Origin of the sequence: Achromobacter sp. SIMBA_011, assembly GCF_046535435.1 — a bacterium.
GTDB lineage: Bacteria > Pseudomonadota > Gammaproteobacteria > Burkholderiales > Burkholderiaceae_B > Achromobacter > Achromobacter dolens.
Genome location: NZ_JAWRWN010000005.1, coordinates 58165 through 76796 on the forward strand (window position 1 = coordinate 58165; position 18632 = coordinate 76796).

The following is an 18632-nucleotide window of genomic DNA, read 5'->3' on the forward strand; positions in this document are numbered from 1 at the left end:
ACGTGTATCACTAAAAAATACATCAGCGTGCCGTGGCGGACAACCATTCGGGCCGGAAGACCGGCCCGGTGCGCGAACGGACAAAGACGGAGACAAGCAATGAAGATGTCCATCTTCTCGGTGCAGGACCACTACCCCGACCAGCCCCGCAGCCTGGGCCAGCTCTACGGCCAGGTGCTGGAGCAGGCGCGCCGCGCCGAACAACTGGGCTACGACACCTTCTGGGTGGCCGAGCACCACTTCCATGAATACGGCGCGGTGCCGAATCCGGCGGTGTTCCTGGCGGCGCTGTCGCAGCAGACGACGCGGCTGCGGCTGGGCACCGCGATCTCCATCCTCACCTTCCACAACCCGCTGACTGTGGCGGAAAACTATGCCCTGGTGGACCAGCTTTCGCAAGGCAGGCTGTCGCTGGGCGTGGGGTCGGGCTACCTGAAGCACGAGTTCGAGGGCTACGACGTCGATCCGGCCACCAAGCGCGAGCGCTTCGACGAGAACCTGATGCTGGTCGAGCGCCTGCTGGCCGGCGAGCGCGTCAGCCACGAAGGCAAGTTCAACCGCATCCACGCGGTGCGCCTGAACGTGCAGCCGGTGCAGCAGCCGGTGCCGGTGTACGTGGCGATCCTGCGCCGCGAGGCCGCCTACCACGTCGGCCGCCAGGGCCGCCGCATGCTGTTCGTGCCCTACGCGGCGGTGGACAACTTCGAGGAGATCGGCCTGATGATGCAGGACTACCGCCGCGGCCTGGCCGAGGCCGGCATCGAGGATGCCACCGGCATGGCTGCGGTGGCGCTGCACACCCACGTGGCCGCGACCGACGACGAGGCCCGCGAGCGCGCCGCCCGCGCCTTCGACCTGTATGTGGACACGCGGCTGTATGCGCGCAAGCAGGTGTACGACGACATCATCGCCAGCGGCCTGTCGCTGTTCGGCTCGGCCCGCACCGTGGCCGACAAGCTCGCGCGGCTGGCCGACATGGGCCTGGACCACGTCATGAGCCTGCACAACTTCGGCCTGATGCCGCAGGACCGGGTGCTGGACTCGATGCAGCGGCTGATGGCCGAGGCCCTGCCGCTGTCGGGCGTGCGCCCGGCCAGCACGGTGCCCGCCTGAGCGGCGGCCGCGGGGAAGCCTCCATGCCTGCCAGTGACGATCTCAGCCCACTTCGTCTGCGCCGGGCGCTGGGGCGCTACGCCACCGGCGTCACGGTGGTGACCGCCGCCGGCGCCGACGGGCCGATCGGCCTCACGGTCAACTCCTTCGCGCCCGTCTCGCTGGAGCCGCCGCTGGTGCTGTGGAGCCTGCGCCGCGCCAGCCTCCACTATGCCGACTTCACCACCCGCGGCGGCTTCGCCATCCATGTGCTGGGGGCGCCGCAGCGCGACCTGGCGCGGGTGTTCTCGCAGCCGGTGGCCGACCGCTACGCCGGACTGGACTGGTACGCCACCGAGGACGGCATCCCCGTGTTCGACGAGTGCGCCGCCCGCTTCGAGTGCGCCACCCGCCAGGTGCTGGAGGTGGGCGACCATGCCCTGCTGATCGGCGAGGTGCGCCGCCTGCACACCCCGGACGACCCCGGCGGCGCCCTGGTTTTCCATGATGGGTCATTCCTGTCGCACCTGGGGGATCCCGTCGTATAACGCTTTCCACGCCGTAGCGGATCGGCAAGACGCATAACGATATCCGCGCCCCAAAGGAGATACCGCATGACCCCTCGTAGCACTCTGACGGCCGCGTTGGCGGCCCTGCTGGTGGCGGGCGCCGCGCCCGCGCTGGCGCAGGTGAAGATCGGCGCCACCCTGTCCACCACCGGCCCCCAGGCCTCGCTGGGCATTCCCGAACGCAACACCATCAGCCTGTTGCCCACCGAGATCGGCGGCGTCAAGGTCGAATACGTGGTGCTGGACGATGCCTCCGACACCACCCGCGCGGTCAGCAATTCGCACAAGCTGATCTCGGAAAACCAGGCTGACCTCATCATCGGCTCCTCCACCACCCCCAATACCATGGCCATGCTGGACACGGTGGCCAGCGGCGCCACGCCGGTGATCACGCTGGCCTCGTCGGCGCGCCTGATCGATCCGGTGGACGACAAGCGCCGCTGGGTCTTCAAGACGCCGCATTCCGATTCCCTGATGGCCGAGGGCATCGCCCGCCACGCCGCCGCCAACGGCGTCAGGAAGCTGGCCTTCATCGGCTTCAACAACGCCCTGGGCGAGACTTTCTGGGTGGAAGTGGAAAAGGCCGCCAGGCAACACGGCATCGAGATCGTCGGCAAGGAAAGCTTCGCGCCCACCGACACCTCGGCGGTGGCGCAGACGCTGAAACTGGTCGGCGCCGCTCCGGACGCGGTGGTGGTGGGCGCCTCCGGCACGCCGGCGGCGATGCCGGCGCGGGCGCTGCGCGAACGCGGCTTCAAGGGCAAGATCTACTTCAACCACGGCGTGGCCAACAACGATTTCCTGCGCGTCTGTGGCGCCGCCTGCGACGGCGCCTGGGTGCCGGTGGGGCCGGTGATGGTGGCCGACCTGCTGCCGGACACCCATCCGGTCAAGGCCACGGCCCAGGCCTTCGCCAAAAAGTACGAGGCCGCCAACGGTCCGGGCAGCGTGTCGCTGTTCGCCGCCTACACCTGGGACGTCGGCCTGCTGCTGCAGCAGGCCCTGCCGGTGGCGCTCAAGAAAGCCAAGCCCGGCACCGCGGAATTCCGCGCGGCGCTGCGCGACGCCCTGGAGAACGTCAAGAACCTGCCGACCGCCACCGGCGTGGTCAACATGAGCCCGACCGACCACAACGGCCTGGACGAGCGCGCGCTGGTCATGGCCACCGTGGCCGGCGGCAAGTGGAAACTGCAACAGTAGTCACCTCGCGAGGGCGGCTGGCGCGCTTTCGGCGCGCGCCGCCGCCCGCAACCGTCCCAGGTTTTGTATGCTCACGGTTTTGCAGCACGAGCAACCGGGTGGACAGGGCATGACGGGACTAGGGAAAAAGCGGGTGGGCGGGCCGTGGCAATGGCTGGCCGGCGGACTGCTGGCCCTGGCCGCCAGTGCCGCCTGCGCCCAGGTGCCGGGGCTGCCGCCCAGCGTGGTCAACGCCTGGAAGGCCAGCAAGCTGCCCGACAGTTCGCTGTCGCTGGTGGTGCAGGAGGTCGGCGGCCCGCGGCTGGCGGCCCTGAACGCCAAGGAAGCGCGCAACCCGGCGTCGGTGATGAAGCTGGTCACCACCTGGGCGGCGCTGTCCGAGCTGGGCCCCAACTACGTCTGGCGCACCGCCTTCATGACCGAGCCGGGCGCCCGGCCCGACGCCAAGGGCGCGCTGCCCGGGCCGCTCTACCTGCGCGCCGGCGGCGATCCGCAATTCCTGATGCAGGACCTGTGGGTGCTGCTGCGCGAACTGCGCCTGCGCGGCGTCAAGCAGATCAACGACCTGGTGATCGACCGCAGCATCTTCGGCCAGGTTGCGACCGACCCCGGCGCCTTCGACGGCGCGCCGGACCGCGCCTACAACGCCAGCCCCGATGCCCTGATGGTGGGCTTTGGCGCCGTGCGCATCCTGTTCACCCCCGATCCGGCCGCCAACAAGTGGGTGCCGCTGATCGACCCGCCGCTGCCCGGCCTGAAGATCGAGGGCCGGGTCGAATGGAGCGACGCCCGCTGCCCGGGCGCGCCCGTCGTCAACACCGACCCGGTCATCACCCAGCAGGGCGTGACCCTGCGCGTCAGCGGCAAGGTGGCCGGTTCCTGCGGCGAATTCGACCTGTACCGGCTGGCGCTGTCGCAGACCGACTACGCCACCGAGCTGTTCCGCCTGTTGTGGAAGGAGCTGGGCGGCACCTTCAAGGGCCAGGTGCGCGCCGGCATGGTGCCGGGCGACGCCGTGGTGCTGGCCTCGCACGATTCGCCGACGCTGGCCGAGGTCATCCGCCAGATCAACAAGCGCAGCAACAACGTCATGGCGCGCACGCTGCTGCTGACCCTGGGCGCGGAAAAGGGCCGCCGGCCGGCCACCGTGGCCAGCAGTGGCAGCGTCGCCAAGGACCTGCTGGCCCGCCAGGGCCTGGACATGCCCGAACTGGTGATCGACAACGGCGCCGGCCTGTCGCGCGACGCGCGGGTGTCGGCCGACAGCCTGGCCTCGATGCTGACGCTGGCCTGGAATTCCCCCGTCATGCCGGAGTACATTTCATCCCTCGCGATCGCCGGCGTCGACGGCACGGTGCGCCGCCGCATGAAGGGCGACGGCACCCTCGGCATGGCCCACCTGAAGACCGGGTCGCTGCGCGACGTGCGCGCGATCGCCGGCTACGTGCTGGGCGCCAGCGGCAAGCGCTACGTGGTGGTCAGCATCGTCAACCACGAGCAGGCCGGCGCCGTGCGGGCCTTCGACGACGCCCTGATCGCCTGGCTGGCCGAACAATAAGGTTGACGCGGCCCCCTGCATCCACCCGGTAAACCGATTACGATTCTCGGGCGCGCGCCATGTTTGCGGCGGCGCCTGAGGCGAACCAACCCTGCCTATCAATAATCCTGGAGATTTACGCACATGCCCGTGCACGAAATCCGCCACCCGCTGATCCGCCACAAGCTCGGGATCATGCGCCGCGCCGACCTCAGTACCAAGAGCTTCCGTGAACTGTCGCAGGAAGTGGGCGCGCTGCTCACCTACGAAGCGTCCAAGGACCTGCCGCTCGCGCCCGCCACCGTCGAAGGCTGGTGCGGCCCCGTGCAGGTCGAGAAGATCGCCGGCAAGAAGGTCACCGTGGTGCCCATCCTGCGCGCCGGCATTGGCATGCTGGACGGCGTGCTCAGCCTGATCCCGGGCGCCAAGGTCAGCGTGGTGGGCGTGGCCCGCAACGAAGAGACCCTCGAAGCCCACACCTACCTGGAACGCCTGGTGGGCGAACTGGACCAGCGCCTGGCGCTGATCGTCGACCCGATGCTGGCCACTGGCGGTTCCATGGTCGCCGCGATCGACCTGCTCAAGCGCGCCGGCTGCAAGGAAATCCGCGCGCTGGTGCTGGTGGCCGCGCCGGTCGGCATCGACGCGGTGCTGTCCAAGCACCCGGATGTGCATATCTACACCGCGTCCATCGACGACGGCCTGAACGAGCATGGCTACATCATGCCGGGCCTGGGCGATGCCGGCGACCGCATCTTCGGCACCACCCAGAAGACCGACTGAGTCCTCCCGGGGGGCGGGGCCGGGCGCCTGTGGCAGCCGTCGCCGGCCGCTACGCCGCCAGTCTTTGCGGCGCGCCTTCCAGGTGCTCGCCGAACCAATGCAATGATTGCGCCAGTCCCGCCACCTCGCCCACGATCAGCAGGGCGGGGGAGCGGATGGCGTGCGCCCGCGCCAGACGCGGCAGGTCTTCCAGCGTGCCCGACAGCACCCGCTGCTCGGGCCGGCTGCCGTTCTCGATCAGCGCGAACGGCGTAATCGCGGCGCGGCCATGGCGGATCAGGCGCTGCGTCAGCAGTTCCAATTGGCCCACGCCCATGTAGAACGCCAGCGTCTGGCGTTCGCGCGCCAGCGCCGGCCAGTCCAGGTTGTCCTCGTCTTCGCGGCAGTGCGCGGTCACCAGGCGCACCGATTGCGCGTGCTCGCGATGCGTCAGCGGGATGCCGGCGTAGGCGGCACAGGCCAGCGCGGCCGTGATGCCGGGCACCACCTCATAACGCACGCCATGCGCGCGCAGGTGTTCCAGTTCCTCGCCGCCGCGGCCGAAGATGAAGGCGTCGCCGCCCTTGAGCCGCACCACGCGGCGGCCCAGGCGGGCGTGTTCGACCAGCAGGGCGTGGATGCGCGCCTGGGTGGCGTGATGGTCCTCGCCCGGCAGCTTGCCCACCGCAATGCGTTCGGCGTCGCGGCGCGCCAGCGACATGATGTCGTCGCTGACCAGCCGGTCGTACAGGATCACGTCGGCCTCGTTCAGCGCGCGCAGCGCCTTCAGCGTCAGCAGGCCCGGATCGCCAGGGCCGGCGCCGACCAGCACCACGCTGCCTTCGGCCGGCGCCAGCGGCTGGGCCAGGGCGGCTTCCAGCGCGGCTTGCGCGGCCTCGGGACGTTGTTGGCGCAGCAGGCCGGCCACCGGCCCGTCCAGCAGCCAGTCATAGAAACGGCGGCGCGCGCCCAGGTCGGGGTGGCCGGCGCGAATGCGCGCGCGGTAGCGTTCCGCCAGGCCCGCCAGGCGGCCCAGGCTGTGGTCGAACAGGGATTCGATGCGTTCGCGCAGGCGCCGCGCCAGCACCGGCGCCACGCCGGACGAGGAAATGGCCACGATGACCGGCGAGCGGTCGACGATCGACGGCACCTGGAACGACGACAGTTCGGGATCGTCCACCACGTTGCTGAAGATGCGGCGGGCCCGCGCGGCGTCGGAGACCGCCGCGTTGACGCCGCGGTCGTCAGTGGCGGCCACCGCCAGCCACGCGCCGTCGAGCCAGGCGGGGTCGAAGCGGCCCGCCAGGTGGCGGATGCGGCCCGCCGCCAGCAGGTCCGCCAGCGCTGGCGTCAGCTCGGGCGCGCCAACGGCGACATCGGCATGGGCTTCGAGCAGGGCGAGCGTCTTGCGCTCGGCCACCGCGCCGCCGCCCACGACCAGCACGGGCCGGTCCTTCAGATCGGCAAAAATCGGGAAAAGCTTCATTACGCGGCCTCGGGCGCACCCGGCAGTAGGTCAAACGATCATAGGGACCGGGTCTCATCCCCACAACTTCTGATTTCTTGAATCCATATAGCCACAACTTATTTGGCGCGGGCCGCTTGCGGGGCGCGCCGGCTCAACCATGCAAGTTCCATGCCCGCGCAGCGGCCTTGGCCAAGCCAGGAAAGCCGCGCATCCGGCAGCAGCGGCGAGGGCGAGGATGCCGGGCCGCTGGGGAGACGGAGCGCCGGCAAGGCGCCGCATTCGACGCCGCCTGCGCCGCCCGCACATCGATGGTGCGTTGCCGCATTCGTTTGCGCACCAAGTTGGATCGCCAGGCGCGCCGGCCATCATCGGGGCGGGGCGCCCCGGCCGGCCTTGCGGATCGCCGCAAACCCAATGGGCGCGCGGGTGCGCGCCGGCCGCGACGAGCGCGCCCGGCCACTTGGCACGCCGATTGCTTAACCGTTGATGGACGGTCCGCGCGCGGTCCGGCCACGCCAAGTGCCGCGATCCGCGGCAGGGAACAACGACGTTCCGCAGCGCCAACGGGTTGTCCCCGATCGGCGCGCGGGACGTTTTTTTTTGCCAGGAGCCTCGTATGACGCCAGTGAAACCCCGCCTTCCCGCCGCCACGGGGCCGGATTCGACCACCGACGCCAGCCGCCGCAAGTGGCTGGCCGGCACCGCGCGCGCCGTGGCCGGCGCCGGCCTGCTGTCGCTGGTCGACCCGCTGGTGCGCGCCGGCGCCTGGGCCGCGGGCAGCGACGCGCCCGAGAAGGCCGAGGTCAAGATCGGCTTCATTCCGCTGACCGACTGCGCCTCGGTGGTGATGGCCTCGGTGCTGGGCATCGACAAGAAGTACGGCGTCACCATCACGCCGTCCAAGGAAGCGTCCTGGGCCGCCGTGCGCGACAAGCTGCTCAACGGCGAACTGGACATGGCCCACGTGCTCTACGGCCTGATCTATGGCGTGCAACTGGGCGTGGGCGGGCCGAAGAAGGACATGGCCGTGCTGATGAGCCTGAACCAGAACGGCCAGGCCATCACCCTGTCCAACAAGCTGCTGCAGGCCGGCGCCCGCGACGGCGAATCGCTCGCCAGGGTGATGGCCTCCGAGAAGCGCGAATACACCTTCGCCCAGACCTTCCCGACCGGCACCCACGCCATGTGGCTGTACTACTGGCTGGCCGCCTACGGCATCGACCCGATGAAGGACGCCAAGGTCATCACCGTGCCGCCGCCGCAGATGGTGGCCAACATGCGGGTGGGCAACATGGACGGCTTCTGCGTGGGCGAGCCGTGGGGCGCGCGCGCCATCCTCGACAAGATCGGCTTCACCGCCGTGACCACCCAGGCCATCTGGACCGACCATCCCGAAAAGGTGCTGGGCACCAGCGCCGACTTCGTGGCGCGCAATTCGAACACCGCGCGAGCCGTCACCGCCGCCATTCTGGAGGCGGGCAAGTGGATCGACGCCTCGCCCGAAAACCGCCGCAAGACCGCCGAGACCATCGCCGCCAAGTCGTACGTCAACACCGACGCCAGCGGCATCATCGACCGCATGCTGGGCCAGTACGACGACGGCCTGGGCAAGCGCTGGAGCGACGCGCACGCGATGCGCTTCTCGGGCGACGGCGCGGCCAACTTCCCGTACCTGAGCGACGGCATGTGGTTCCTGACCCAGCACAAGCGCTGGGGCCTGCTCAAGGAGCATCCCGACTACCTGGCCGTCGCGCGCCAGGTCAACCGCATCGACATCTACAAGCAGGCCGCGCAGGCCGCCGGCCTCGCCGTGCCAGGCAGCGAGATGCGCAGTTCCAAACTGGTCGACGGCGTGGTCTGGGACGGCAGCAACCCGGCGGCCTACGCCGACGGTTTCAAGGTCAAGGCCTGAGCGCCGCCACGCATAGGAGAAGCTCGCGATGTCTACCGTAACGAGTATGGAGCGGGCCGCGCCCGTGTCCGCCACCCCCGCCCCGGCGCCGCGGGCCGCCCCCTGGACCGATGCCTGGCGCGAACGGCTGGAAGCGGCGCTGCGCGCCGTGGTCGGCCCGGTGGCCGGTTTCGCGCTGTTCGTGCTGGTGTGGCAGGTGGTCGCCATGCGCATCCCGGAGATTCCCACACCGGGCGTGACGTGGCGCGCGGCGGTGGAACTGTTCTCGGACCCGTTCTACGACAACGGCCCCAACGACAAGGGCATCGGCTGGAACCTTCTGGCCTCGCTGCAGCGGGTCGGCATCGGCTTCGGCCTGGCCGCGCTGGTGGGGATACCGATCGGTTTCGCCATCGGCCGCTACGCGCCGGTGCGGGCGATGTTCTCGCCCATCGTCAGCCTGCTGCGGCCGGTGTCGCCGCTGGCGTGGCTGCCGCTGGGGCTGCTGCTGTTCAAGGCCGCCAACCCGGCCGCGATCTGGGCCATTTTCATCTGTTCGATCTGGCCCATGATCATCAACACGGCGGTCGGCGTGTCGCGCGTGCCGCAGGACTACCTGAACGTGGCGCGGGTGTTGAACCTGTCCGAATGGAAGGTCACCACCAAGGTGCTGCTGCCGGCCGTGCTGCCCTACATGCTGACCGGCGTGCGGCTGTCCATCGGCACCGCCTGGCTGGTGATCGTCGCGGCCGAGATGCTGACCGGCGGCACCGGCATCGGCTTCTGGCTGTGGGACGAGTGGAACAACCTGAAGGTCGAGCACATCGTCATCGCCATTTTCGTGATCGGCATCGTCGGGCTGATCCTGGAAACGCTGCTGGTCGCGCTGGCCCGCCGCTTCACCTACACCGAGGAGTAGCGCCATGAAGAAATTCGTACGCATCGAGCGCGTGGGCCAGACCTTCGCCACCCGCAAGGGCGCCTTCGTCGCGCTGCGCGACATCGACCTGACGGTGGAGCAGGGCGAGTTCATCACCCTGATCGGCCATTCCGGCTGCGGCAAGTCCACCCTGCTGAACCTGATCGCCGGCCTGACCCGCCCGACCAGCGGCGTGCTGCTGTGCGCCGAGCGCGAAATCACCGGGCCCGGCCCGGATCGCGCCGTGGTGTTCCAGAACCACTCGCTGCTGCCCTGGCTGACCTGCTTCCAGAACGTGCACCTGGCGGTGGAACGGGTTTTCGGCGCGTCGGAAAAGCGCGCCCAACTGGCCGAGCGCACCCGCGCCGCGCTCGATCTTGTCGGCCTGCTGCCGGCGCAGAACAAACTGCCGCGCGAGATCTCCGGCGGCATGAAGCAGCGCGTCGGCATCGCCCGCGCGCTGGCGATCGAGCCGGGCGTGCTGCTGATGGACGAGCCGTTCGGCGCGCTCGACGCGCTGACCCGCGCGCACCTGCAGGACGAATTGCTCAAGATCGTCGCCAAGACCCGCACCACCACCATCATGGTCACGCACGACGTGGACGAGGCCGTGCTGTTGTCCGACCGCATCGTCATGCTGACCAATGGGCCGGCCGCGACCATCGGCGAGATCCTGCCGGTCCCGCTGGCGCGGCCGCGCGACCGGGTGCGGCTGGCCAATGATCCGGTCTACCTGTCGTGCCGCGCCGCCGTGGTGGACTTCCTGCACCGGCGTCACGGCAATCCCGAACGGACGCCGGCGCCCGTGGCGTTGGCGGCGCTGCCCGATGCCGAGGACGAGCCGGTGGCGGCCGGGGCGCGCGCCGTGGCCTGACGCGGGGAGCCGACGCCCGCCGGCCGGCGCGGCAACGCGTCCGTCGCGCGGCTGACACGTTCCGTCATGCGTGTGATTTGCCAACCGGTGTAGTATCAAGCCAGCCGGGCGCGCAGCGCCGGCGTGTCCTGGATTTCTGGAGTGGCTTGTGGCATTGCGAAAATTGGCATCCCTGGTTTTGGTGACCGGCGCGCTGGGCGCGGCCGGCGTGGCGCAGGCCGGTGTCTGCGATGCGAAGTTCATGCACGAGGGCGGCGCGGTGCAACTGACCGGCTCGGGCAATATCGCCCTGGGCGCCGACCTGGCCTTCACCGAGGTTACGAAAAGCAATGGCGACAACTGCCGCGCCCGCGTGCAGGGCGTGGCCCGCTTCAGCTATGCGGGCCTGCCGCCGGGCAAGTCCAAGCTCGATTACCTGATGACCGTCAAGGGCGGCCAGGCCACCTTCCTCAAGTACGCCTCCGCCGGCGAGGCGCCACAGCCGTCCGAGGGCCAGTTCGACCTGCGCATGCTCGGCCTGTTCGCCTACGACGGCAAGCTCAACCCCGGGCAGAAGCTGCCGGGCTCGTCGTTCCGCCTGAAGATCGGCAAGGAAGCGCCGGTCGGCGGCCAGCCCAGCACCACGGTGCGCATCGGCGAGAAGACCGTCGGCCGCTCCACCAGCATCGGCACCGCGCTGGGCCAGCAGGCCTGCCATCCCGTCACCTACACGCGCAATTCCGATCCCACCATGGCCACCTTCCAGGGGTTGACCATCCCGATTCCCGGCATGAACACCACCGTCACCGACTGGTACTGCCCGGCGGTCAACCTGGTCATGAAGCAGGATATCGACCAGGGCGGCGTGAAGTCCGCCGTTGAGATTACGCAAATCAAGTAGCACACGGTAGCAAGCCGGCCTGGACCCTTGCGGAGCGGCTGGTATGATGGTTTTGTCATAGACACACTACAGGAGCTCAAAAAATGGCCACGAGAAAATCCGAAGACGTCGCAAAAGAAAAACTCATCGACAGTGTCAAGACCAGCCTGAATGACGCTGAAAGCCTGTTGCGCGAAGCCGCCAGCAGCACCGGCGACAAGGCCGCCGAACTGCGCGAACGGGCCATGACCTCGCTCAAGCGCACCCGCGAAGCCCTGTACGAAGCCCAGGACGCGGTGCTCGAACGCGGTCGCAAGGCGGCGCGCGCCACCGATGACTACGTGCACGACAATCCCTGGCAAGCCATCGGCATCGCAGGCGTGACCGGCCTGCTGCTCGGCTTGCTGATCAGCCGCCGCTGACAAGGCAGGACTTCCGGGCGGGCGGCGCCGGCCTCTGGCCGGCTCGCCCGCCCGGCGTCCTTTGGCCATGGGTCTACGCAAATCTGTATTTGGCGTGGCGTCCAGCCTGGTCGGGCTGATGCGCACGCGCCTGGAACTGCTGGCATTGGAAGCGGCGGGCGAAAAGGCGCGCCTGCTCAAGCTGCTGGGCATGGCGTTCGCCGCCTTGCTGTTCCTGACGCTGGCGGTGCTGGTGTTCACCATCACGATCGCGGTGGCCTTCTGGCCCACCGAAGACCGCTATCTGGCCCTGGGCCTGCTGGCGGCCTTGTACCTGGTGGTCGGCGTGGTGCTGCTGCTGGTGGTGCGCCATGGCCTGGTCTACGGGCCGCCGCCATTCGCGGCCACGCTGGAAGAACTGGGCCGTGACGCCGAGCTGCTCGAACGGGTGCGCGACGCGCAGGACGATGACCGCGCGCAGCGGCGCCAGGAGGACTTGTCATGACGAAAAGGTCTCCCACCGTCGACCGCGCCGTGCGCATCGAGCTGCTGCGCGCCCGCGCCGCGATCGAGCGCGAGTCGCTGGCCCAGGGCATCGTGTCCACGGGGCGCAGGCTCGAGCCGGCCGCGCTGCTCAAGAGCTTCGTGCCGGGTCTCGCGTCCGGCGGCGCCTCGCGCTGGGCCATGCAGGCCATCGGCCTGGCGCGGCGCTATCCCATCATCAGCTCGTCGCTGTCGGCGATGTTCATGCGCGGCGGCGGCAAGTCCAAGCTGCTCAAGCTGGCTGGCGGCGCGCTGGTGGGCTGGCAGTTGTTCAAGCTGTGGCGCGATTCGCGCGACGACCGCTGATTCCGGTCTGCGCGCCCGCCCAGATGAAAAACCCCGCCGTATCCGGCGGGGTTTTTCATGGGCCGGGCGGCTTGCCGCGCCACCGCGGGCTACAGTCCCAATTGCCCCCAGATGTCATCCACCCGCTTCTTGACGTCGGCATCCATGGTGATGGGCGTGCCCCATTCGCGCTGGGTTTCGCCCGGCCATTTGTTGGTGGCGTCCAGGCCCATCTTGCCGCCCAGGCCGGACACCGGCGAGGCGAAGTCCAGGTAGTCGATGGGCGTGTTCTCGACCAGCAGCGTGTCGCGCACCGGATCCATGCGCGTGGTCATGGCCCACACCACTTCCTTCCAGTCGCGCGGATTGATGTCCTCGTCGACCACCACGATGAACTTGGTGTACATGAACTGGCGTAGGATGCTCCACAACCCGAACATGACGCGCTTGGCGTGGCCCGCGTACTGCTTGCGGATCGACACCACCGCCAGGCGGTAGCTGCAGCCCTCGGGCGGCAGGTAGAAGTCGACGATCTCGGGCAGTTGGCGCCGCAGCAGCGGCACGAACACCTCGTTGAGCGCCACGCCCAGCACCGCGGGTTCATCGGGCGGCTTGCCGGTGTAGGTGGAGTGATAGAGGGGATTGCGGCGCATGGTGATGCGCTCGACCGTGAACACCGGGAACCAGTCCTGCTCGTTGTAGTAACCGGTGTGGTCGCCGTAGGGGCCTTCCAGCGCCATCTCGTAGTCGCTGTTGGGCGGCGGGTTGACGCCGTCGGGCACCGCCGGCGCTATCGCGCGCGGGTCGGATGACGGCAGCAGGTGGCCTTCCAGCACGATCTCGGCCCAGGCTGGCACCGACAGGTTGCTGCCCAGCGCCTGCGCCACCTCGGTGCGCGAGCCGCGCAGCAGGCCGGCGAACTGGTATTCGGACAGGCTGTCCGGCACCGGCGTGACCGCGCCCAGCGTGGTGGCCGGGTCGGCGCCCAGCGCCACGGCGATGGGGAAGGGCGTGCCGGGATGCGCCAACGCGTGGTCGCGGAAATCGAGCGCGCCGCCGCGGTGCGAGAGCCAGCGCATGATGAGCTTGTTTGGGCCCAGCAACTGCTGGCGGTAGATACCCAGGTTCTGGCGGCGGGCGTTGGGGCCGCGCGTGATCACCAGGCCCCAGGTCAACAGCGGCGCCACGTCGCCCGGCCAGCAGGTCTGGATCGGCAGGCGCGTCAGGTCCACGTCCTTGCCTTCCCAGACGATCTCCTGGCAGGCCGGGCTCTTGACGTTCTTGGGGCTCATGTCCCACAGCGCCGACTTCAGCATCGACACCTTGGCCAGCGCGTCGCGCAGGCCCTTGGGCGCTTCGGGCTCGCGCAGCGAGGCCAGCAGTTCGCCGATGTCGCGCAGCGCGCTGACGTCGTCGGCGCCCATGCCGCGCGCCACCCGCGAGGGCGTGCCGAACAGGTTGGCCAGCACCGGCATCCCGGCCGGCGTGCCGTCGTGCTGCGCTTTCTCGAACAGCAGGGCAGGGCCCTCGGCGCGCAGCACGCGGTCGGAAATCTCGGTCATTTCCAGGCGCGTCGAGACCGGCGCGGCGATGCGTTTGAGCTCGCCCATGCGTTCGAGTTGAGCGAGGAAGTCTCTAAGGTCGCGGTATTTCACTACAGATCCCGGCTATTTGGTTACATCTTGGGGAGGAAGAGAGGTTAACATTGACTCCCTCTTTTTTAACGCAGGAGGTTTTCATGCCCGATGCGTCAGTGGCCAGCCTGTTCAGGAACATGGCCCAAGGAGTGCACCAATATCTTGCCGAATCGCTGCGCATCTGCTCCGTATACCTGGGCATCGCGGTGATCGTGACGGTAAGCATGGGATTCGCCCTGCCTGGTTTGCGCGACCAGGCATTGCAAGTGCACAAAGCCTTGTTGACCGCCCTCGCGCCTTCATCCATGCAGACCGGCGTCGAATCCGAAGCCGGGTCCGAATTCGGCGCCGATTCCTCGTCGGCGATTGCCATGGCCGTACCCACCGCGCCGTCCAGCAATGCGACCGGCATGTTGGGGCCTGCCCGCGCCGCGCCCGCGACGCCCAAGAAGCCTGCCATGGTCGCCACCGGGCCGCAGGCCGAAGCCTTGCGCAATTACATTTCGCGCAAATACAAGGTCGCCTATGACGCGACCGGTCCGCTCTTGAACACGGTGTACAAGGTGGGCCGCGAGAAACAGTTGGATCCGTTGCTGCTGCTGGCCGTCATTGCCATCGAATCGCGCTACAACCCGCTGGCCGAGAGCCACGTCGGCGCGCAGGGGCTGATGCAGGTGATGACCAGCGTGCACCAGGATAAGTTCGATGCCGTTGGCAAGAATCCGCTGGACCCGGGCGCCAACATCGCCGTGGGCGCCACCATCCTGAAGGACTGCATCAACCGGCGCGGCTCGGTCGATGGCGGCCTGGCCTGCTATGTCGGCTCGACCGGGCCGGACGACAATGGTTACGGCGCCAAAGTGCAGGCCGAGCGCCGGCGCCTGGCGCTGGCCTCGGGTATCGCGCTGGCCCGCGATTGAGCCCGCTGATCCCCGGGGCGGAACCGGGGATCAGCGGAAGGTCACGAGTATCGTGACTTGCTGGTTGAACGCCCCCGGCACCACCGCCGTGCCGGTCTTCACCAGTTCCGCCGAGTAATTCAGGCTCCTGGGACGCAGCGTGGTGGTCAGTGACTCGGCCACCGGGCGCCATTGATTGAAGGCGATCGGAATGGCGCCGTTTTCGTTGACCCGCAACGCAAGGCCGTTCGGCGTGCCATCGGTGTTTTTCAACTCGATGTTCCGGTCGCTGGACGTCAGCACCGGGCTGCCTTCGGGCTGGAACTTGATCTGCAGAGGAACCACTATGCTGCCCAGGTCGGCGATCTGGAAGCCGCCATCGCAGGCTTCGTTGAAATCCGCGACGATGGTGAATGGCGTCGGCGGCGGCAGCGGCAGATTGCCCAGGCTGTATGCCCTGCCCAGGTAGACCGAAGCGGGCGTCGAGATTTTCGCGATGCAGGTCGGAATCAGGCTTACGGCCGTTGCGTTGCTGGAGCCGATCGCGATGTGATTTGTATTGATGAATGCGTAATGCATCCTGACCAGGTCGTTGTACGCGGGGAAGAAGGCCCTGACAGGTCTGGTCGGAGGCGTTACGGTGACCAGTTGCAGCTTGCCGAGCAGCACCCCTGTCGCCGTGAGCGTGGGGTCGGTCGCGGACTTGGGGGCGTAATGCTCGGCGCTCAAGCGGAATCGGTCATCGGTGGTGCTGCCCGTAGGTTCCCAGGCCGGGTAACCATTGATCTGGATGACGAGTTTCAGGCCGACCCTGCGCAGCTCGTTCAGTACCGAGGCCATGTTGCCCCCGGACACCAGGAAAGGCGCCATGCTCGCGCTGTTGCTGACACACACCCAAGGCACCGGCGGCAAGGGGGCATCGTAGACGACCGTGCCTGGCGGATTGGATTTGTCCAGCGTCAGGAGCGGTGGCGCGAATTGCCCGGGCGCCGCTTGCGCCCCCATGTCCTGTGTGTAGTTGCCGGCCCGCGTCGGGTCGAGTTGGCATCCCGGGCCCAGCGCGTGGGCCGCCAGAGGAAGCAGACAGGCGGTGAGCCATCCCGCCACCGCCAGCGCGCCACGCCCCGGGCGGCGGACCCTTGCCGCGATCCGCTTGATCATGAATTGACTCCTGGATAGGCGCGATCCGGCCGCGCGGCCGCCCGCCCCCGACCTTGGTCGGGGAGCGGAAAAGACTCCAGGGAATATAGGTGCGCGGGCTCGGCAAATGGCGCTTCACCATAGGCTCGGCTATTGTGTCCGGGCGATTTCGGCGGCCGGGAATGTCCGGCCATGGTTGTGGCTTCACAGCGGCGCCTAGCGCGGGAATGCGTGGCGCCGGCGGGTGGCCCGGGCGCCAGCCCGGCAGTCCGTGGCTGGGCCCCTTTGCGTGGCCGCGCCAGGGCGGTGTGGGGGCGCGCCTCAGCGGCCCAGCAGCCTGCCCAGGCGGGCCACCGCTTCTTCCAGCCGGTCCAGGCCCGTGGCGTAGGAAAAGCGCATGGTGTGATGGCCGTGGGCAGGGCCGAAGTCCAGCCCGGGAACGGCCGCGATGCCGGCTTCCAGCAGCAGGCGTTGCGAGAAGGCGGCGCTGTCGCTCGCCAGGTCGCTGATGTCGGCGTAGATGTAGAACGCGCCATCCGGCTTGACCGGCACCTTCAGGCCCAGGCGTTCGAACTCGGGCAGCAGGTAGTCGCGGCGCTGCCTGAAGGCTTCGCGGCGGTGTTCGAAGGTGCGCAGGGCGTCGGGCGTGAAGCAGGCCAGGGCGGCGTGCTGCGCCAGGGTCGGCGCGCAGATGGCCAGGCTGCCGGCGATCTTCTCGACGGGGGCCACCATGGCCTCGGGCACGATCATCCAGCCCAGGCGCCAGCCGGTCATGTGGAAGTACTTCGAGAAGCTGTTGATGACGATGATGTCGTCGTCCAGCGTGAGCGCGGAGCGCGGCCGGCCTTCGTAGGACAGGCCCAGGTAGATTTCGTCGACGATGGCGAAGCCGTGGCGGGCGCGCACCTCGGCCAGCAGCCTGGACAGTTCGTCGTGGTCGATGGAGGTGCCGGTGGGGTTGCTGGGCGACGCCACCAGTACGCCCTGGGTGGCCTCGGTCCAGTGCCGGGCCACGTCCTGCGCGGAAAGCTGGAAGCGCTTTTCCGCGGAACTGGGGATCAGGCGCGGCTGGCCGCCGGCGGCGAGGACGAAGTTGCTGTTGGCGGGATACGAGGGGTCCGGCATCAGCACTTGCGCGCCCGGGTTGACCAGGGCGGCGCAGGCCAGGGTCAGGGCGCCCGAGGCCCCGGCCGTGACGATGACGCGGCGCGGATCGATCACGGCGCCGAACTGTTCGTGGTAGAACCGGGCGATGGCCTCGCGCAGCGGCATCAGGCCGGCGGGCGCGCTGTAGCCGCTCTGGCCGGCCTGGGCCGCGCGCTGCAGCGCTTCCACGACCTGGGGCGGCGCGGTAAAGTCCGGTTCGCCGATGCCCAGGCTGATGATGTCCTTGCCCGCCGCCTGCAGCGCTTGCGCCTGCTTGAACAGTTCAACCACCTGGAAGGTCAGGAAATCGTTGGTACGGGCGGCAAGGCGGGGCATCGGAATCTCGAAGGCTACTTGAAGCGGAAAAAGGAATTGTAGTCATGCAGCCATCGCGGCGCGCTTTCCTCCTTGGCCGACGGCCGGTCCAGACCCCCTGGGCCACCTTCCTGCAACGGCTGGGGCTGTTGTGCCAGGGGACGGTGCGCGACCTGGGCGCGACGGCGGACGGACAGGCGCGGGCGGTGCTGACGCCGCTGCGAGAGGGCGATGTGGCGCATGCGCGCGCGCTATGCGCCGAATACGGGGTGGTGTTGGCGCTGGACGATGCCGACGGGCCGTTCGCGCCGGTCGACGGCCCGCTGCTGGCGGTCGATCCCGGCCGCCTGGCGGGACTGGCGCGCCTGGCCGGACCCGCGCCGCGCTGGCGCGCCCAGCCTGGCGTGCCGCTGGCGGCGCTGGCGCGGGCCGGGCTGCGGCAGTTCGCGGGCCTGCCGCAAGCGATGACGCTGGCTCAATGGCTGGCCGCGCCGGCCGCATGGCCGGCGGGGGGCTGCGCGGCGTCGGGCGTGCTGGCCGTGGACCTGCTGCTGGCGGACGGCGTCGAGGAAACCCTGGGACCCTTCGGCGCCGACGACCTGCAACCGTTGCGGTCGGCGACGGTGCAGCGGCTGGTGCCGGCGCTGTTCCAACTGGTGAACGGGGATCTGGCCGCCGCCTGCCGCGACGGGGACGCGTGGCTGGCGCGCTACCGGCTCGACGCCCTGGCGCCGCGGGCGCCGGCGACGGTCAACCTGGCGCATCTCATGCTGGGGCAGGGCGGCACCCTGGGATGGGTGCAGGGGGTGACGCTGGCGGACAGTCCGCCCGTCGCCGATGTCGGGGCCGCTGGCGCGTCTCGGGCAGACGGACCGGCGCCGCGCGATGTCGGCCCGACAACTGCTGCGCCGCGGCAGGCTGCCGCCCTGCAGGCGCGCATCAAGACGCTGTTCGACCCGTATGGGCGTTTTCCCGCATTCGCCCCGTCGCCGAATAGCGACAGTTTGTAAGGCGGGGGTAAGATGGGCGGCGCCCGCGGCCTGGCCGGGGATGCGCGTCCCGGGGGGCCGCGCAGGGAACGTTTCGCGCGGTCCG

General features: G+C 69.1%; 18 protein-coding genes. 14 read left to right on the top strand and 4 right to left on the bottom strand.

What is annotated here, in order from left to right:
* Positions 1 to 99: 99 nt before the first annotated feature.
* The 5 genes from SB816_RS18500 (at position 100) to upp (ending at position 5181) form a co-directional block, all read left to right on the top strand.
* On the top strand, positions 100 to 1113 hold the full coding sequence (locus tag SB816_RS18500; RefSeq protein ID WP_054500988.1) for an LLM class flavin-dependent oxidoreductase: 1014 nt from the start codon (positions 100 to 102) through the stop codon (positions 1111 to 1113).
* 23 nt (positions 1114 to 1136) lie between these two features.
* Positions 1137 to 1640 (top strand): flavin reductase family protein, encoded by a 504-nt coding sequence (locus tag SB816_RS18505; protein WP_054500989.1) that lies wholly within the window; start codon positions 1137 to 1139, stop codon positions 1638 to 1640.
* Positions 1641 to 1706: 66 nt separating this feature from the next.
* Positions 1707 to 2861, top strand: a complete 1155-nt coding sequence (locus SB816_RS18510) for an ABC transporter substrate-binding protein (RefSeq protein WP_410547363.1) — start codon at positions 1707 to 1709, stop codon at positions 2859 to 2861.
* 109 nt (positions 2862 to 2970) lie between these two features.
* On the top strand, positions 2971 to 4419 hold the full coding sequence (gene dacB / locus SB816_RS18515; RefSeq protein WP_049075599.1) for a D-alanyl-D-alanine carboxypeptidase/D-alanyl-D-alanine-endopeptidase: 1449 nt from the start codon (positions 2971 to 2973) through the stop codon (positions 4417 to 4419).
* A gap of 123 nt (positions 4420 to 4542) precedes the next feature.
* Positions 4543 to 5181 (top strand): uracil phosphoribosyltransferase, encoded by a 639-nt coding sequence (upp, locus tag SB816_RS18520; RefSeq protein WP_020926674.1) that lies wholly within the window; start codon positions 4543 to 4545, stop codon positions 5179 to 5181.
* A gap of 49 nt (positions 5182 to 5230) precedes the next feature.
* Here the strand turns inward: upp and cysG are convergent, their stop codons facing one another.
* Positions 5231 to 6646, bottom strand: coding sequence for a siroheme synthase CysG (cysG, locus tag SB816_RS18525; RefSeq protein ID WP_064528211.1), 1416 nt, complete (start codon positions 6644 to 6646; stop codon positions 5231 to 5233).
* 598 nt (positions 6647 to 7244) lie between these two features.
* Between cysG and SB816_RS18530 the strand changes: the two genes are divergently transcribed.
* The 7 genes from SB816_RS18530 (at position 7245) to SB816_RS18560 (ending at position 12421) form a co-directional block, all read left to right on the top strand.
* On the top strand, positions 7245 to 8540 hold the full coding sequence (locus SB816_RS18530; protein WP_410547364.1) for a CmpA/NrtA family ABC transporter substrate-binding protein: 1296 nt from the start codon (positions 7245 to 7247) through the stop codon (positions 8538 to 8540).
* A 46-nt stretch (positions 8541 to 8586) separates the two neighbouring features.
* On the top strand, positions 8587 to 9438 hold the full coding sequence (gene ntrB / locus SB816_RS18535) for a nitrate ABC transporter permease (RefSeq protein WP_372414776.1): 852 nt from the start codon (positions 8587 to 8589) through the stop codon (positions 9436 to 9438).
* Between the two features lie 4 nt (positions 9439 to 9442).
* The gene (locus SB816_RS18540; protein ID WP_054500994.1) at positions 9443 to 10312 is read left to right on the top strand and encodes an ABC transporter ATP-binding protein; all 870 of its coding nucleotides are present in this window, start codon (positions 9443 to 9445) and stop codon (positions 10310 to 10312) included.
* Positions 10313 to 10466: 154 nt separating this feature from the next.
* A complete protein-coding gene (locus SB816_RS18545; RefSeq protein WP_054500995.1) occupies positions 10467 to 11192 on the top strand; it encodes a hypothetical protein in 726 nt (241 codons plus the stop codon).
* Positions 11193 to 11275: 83 nt separating this feature from the next.
* Entirely contained in the window at positions 11276 to 11593 is a 318-nt protein-coding gene (locus tag SB816_RS18550; RefSeq protein WP_054428548.1) for a YqjD family protein, read from the top strand.
* A gap of 67 nt (positions 11594 to 11660) precedes the next feature.
* The gene (locus SB816_RS18555) at positions 11661 to 12077 is read left to right on the top strand and encodes a phage holin family protein (RefSeq protein WP_054500996.1); all 417 of its coding nucleotides are present in this window, start codon (positions 11661 to 11663) and stop codon (positions 12075 to 12077) included.
* Entirely contained in the window at positions 12074 to 12421 is a 348-nt protein-coding gene (locus SB816_RS18560; protein WP_064528217.1) for a hypothetical protein, read from the top strand. Before SB816_RS18555 ends, SB816_RS18560 begins: the two co-directional genes overlap by 4 nt.
* 89 nt (positions 12422 to 12510) lie before the next feature.
* Here the strand turns inward: SB816_RS18560 and SB816_RS18565 are convergent, their stop codons facing one another.
* Positions 12511 to 14055 (bottom strand): UbiD family decarboxylase, encoded by a 1545-nt coding sequence (locus SB816_RS18565; RefSeq protein WP_410547365.1) that lies wholly within the window; start codon positions 14053 to 14055, stop codon positions 12511 to 12513.
* An 83-nt stretch (positions 14056 to 14138) separates the two neighbouring features.
* On the opposite strand from SB816_RS18565, the gene SB816_RS18570 reads away from it, so the two are divergent.
* Complete coding sequence (locus SB816_RS18570; RefSeq protein ID WP_054500999.1) at positions 14139 to 14957, top strand: lytic transglycosylase domain-containing protein; 819 nt, start codon at positions 14139 to 14141, stop codon at positions 14955 to 14957.
* A 30-nt stretch (positions 14958 to 14987) separates the two neighbouring features.
* Here the strand turns inward: SB816_RS18570 and SB816_RS18575 are convergent, their stop codons facing one another.
* Both SB816_RS18575 and SB816_RS18580 read right to left on the bottom strand, forming a co-directional pair.
* Positions 14988 to 16097 (bottom strand): hypothetical protein, encoded by a 1110-nt coding sequence (locus tag SB816_RS18575; protein WP_064528221.1) that lies wholly within the window; start codon positions 16095 to 16097, stop codon positions 14988 to 14990.
* Positions 16098 to 16397: 300 nt separating this feature from the next.
* Positions 16398 to 17558, bottom strand: coding sequence for a pyridoxal phosphate-dependent aminotransferase (locus tag SB816_RS18580; protein ID WP_054501001.1), 1161 nt, complete (start codon positions 17556 to 17558; stop codon positions 16398 to 16400).
* A 44-nt stretch (positions 17559 to 17602) separates the two neighbouring features.
* Here SB816_RS18580 and SB816_RS18585 point away from each other — a divergent pair, with 44 nt between their 5' ends.
* Positions 17603 to 18547: an FAD-binding protein gene (locus SB816_RS18585; RefSeq protein WP_410547366.1), complete on the top strand. Its 945-nt coding sequence runs from the start codon at positions 17603 to 17605 to the stop codon at positions 18545 to 18547.
* The last annotated feature ends 85 nt before the right edge of the window (positions 18548 to 18632 follow it).

Coding starts and splice junctions, on each gene's coding strand:
- SB816_RS18540 (WP_054500994.1), top strand. CDS start 9,443: ATGAAGAAATTCGTACGCATCGAGCGCGTGGGCCAGACCTTCGCCACC.
- upp (WP_020926674.1), top strand. CDS start 4,543: ATGCCCGTGCACGAAATCCGCCACCCGCTGATCCGCCACAAGCTCGGG.
- SB816_RS18585 (WP_410547366.1), top strand. CDS start 17,603: ATGCAGCCATCGCGGCGCGCTTTCCTCCTTGGCCGACGGCCGGTCCAG.
- SB816_RS18500 (WP_054500988.1), top strand. CDS start 100: ATGAAGATGTCCATCTTCTCGGTGCAGGACCACTACCCCGACCAGCCC.
- SB816_RS18510 (WP_410547363.1), top strand. CDS start 1,707: ATGACCCCTCGTAGCACTCTGACGGCCGCGTTGGCGGCCCTGCTGGTG.
- SB816_RS18570 (WP_054500999.1), top strand. CDS start 14,139: ATGCCCGATGCGTCAGTGGCCAGCCTGTTCAGGAACATGGCCCAAGGA.
- SB816_RS18555 (WP_054500996.1), top strand. CDS start 11,661: ATGGGTCTACGCAAATCTGTATTTGGCGTGGCGTCCAGCCTGGTCGGG.
- SB816_RS18580 (WP_054501001.1), bottom strand. CDS start 17,558: ATGCCCCGCCTTGCCGCCCGTACCAACGATTTCCTGACCTTCCAGGTG.
- SB816_RS18505 (WP_054500989.1), top strand. CDS start 1,137: ATGCCTGCCAGTGACGATCTCAGCCCACTTCGTCTGCGCCGGGCGCTG.
- ntrB (WP_372414776.1), top strand. CDS start 8,587: ATGGAGCGGGCCGCGCCCGTGTCCGCCACCCCCGCCCCGGCGCCGCGG.
- dacB (WP_049075599.1), top strand. CDS start 2,971: ATGACGGGACTAGGGAAAAAGCGGGTGGGCGGGCCGTGGCAATGGCTG.
- SB816_RS18550 (WP_054428548.1), top strand. CDS start 11,276: ATGGCCACGAGAAAATCCGAAGACGTCGCAAAAGAAAAACTCATCGAC.
- SB816_RS18530 (WP_410547364.1), top strand. CDS start 7,245: ATGACGCCAGTGAAACCCCGCCTTCCCGCCGCCACGGGGCCGGATTCG.
- SB816_RS18575 (WP_064528221.1), bottom strand. CDS start 16,097: ATGATCAAGCGGATCGCGGCAAGGGTCCGCCGCCCGGGGCGTGGCGCG.
- cysG (WP_064528211.1), bottom strand. CDS start 6,646: ATGAAGCTTTTCCCGATTTTTGCCGATCTGAAGGACCGGCCCGTGCTG.
- SB816_RS18560 (WP_064528217.1), top strand. CDS start 12,074: ATGACGAAAAGGTCTCCCACCGTCGACCGCGCCGTGCGCATCGAGCTG.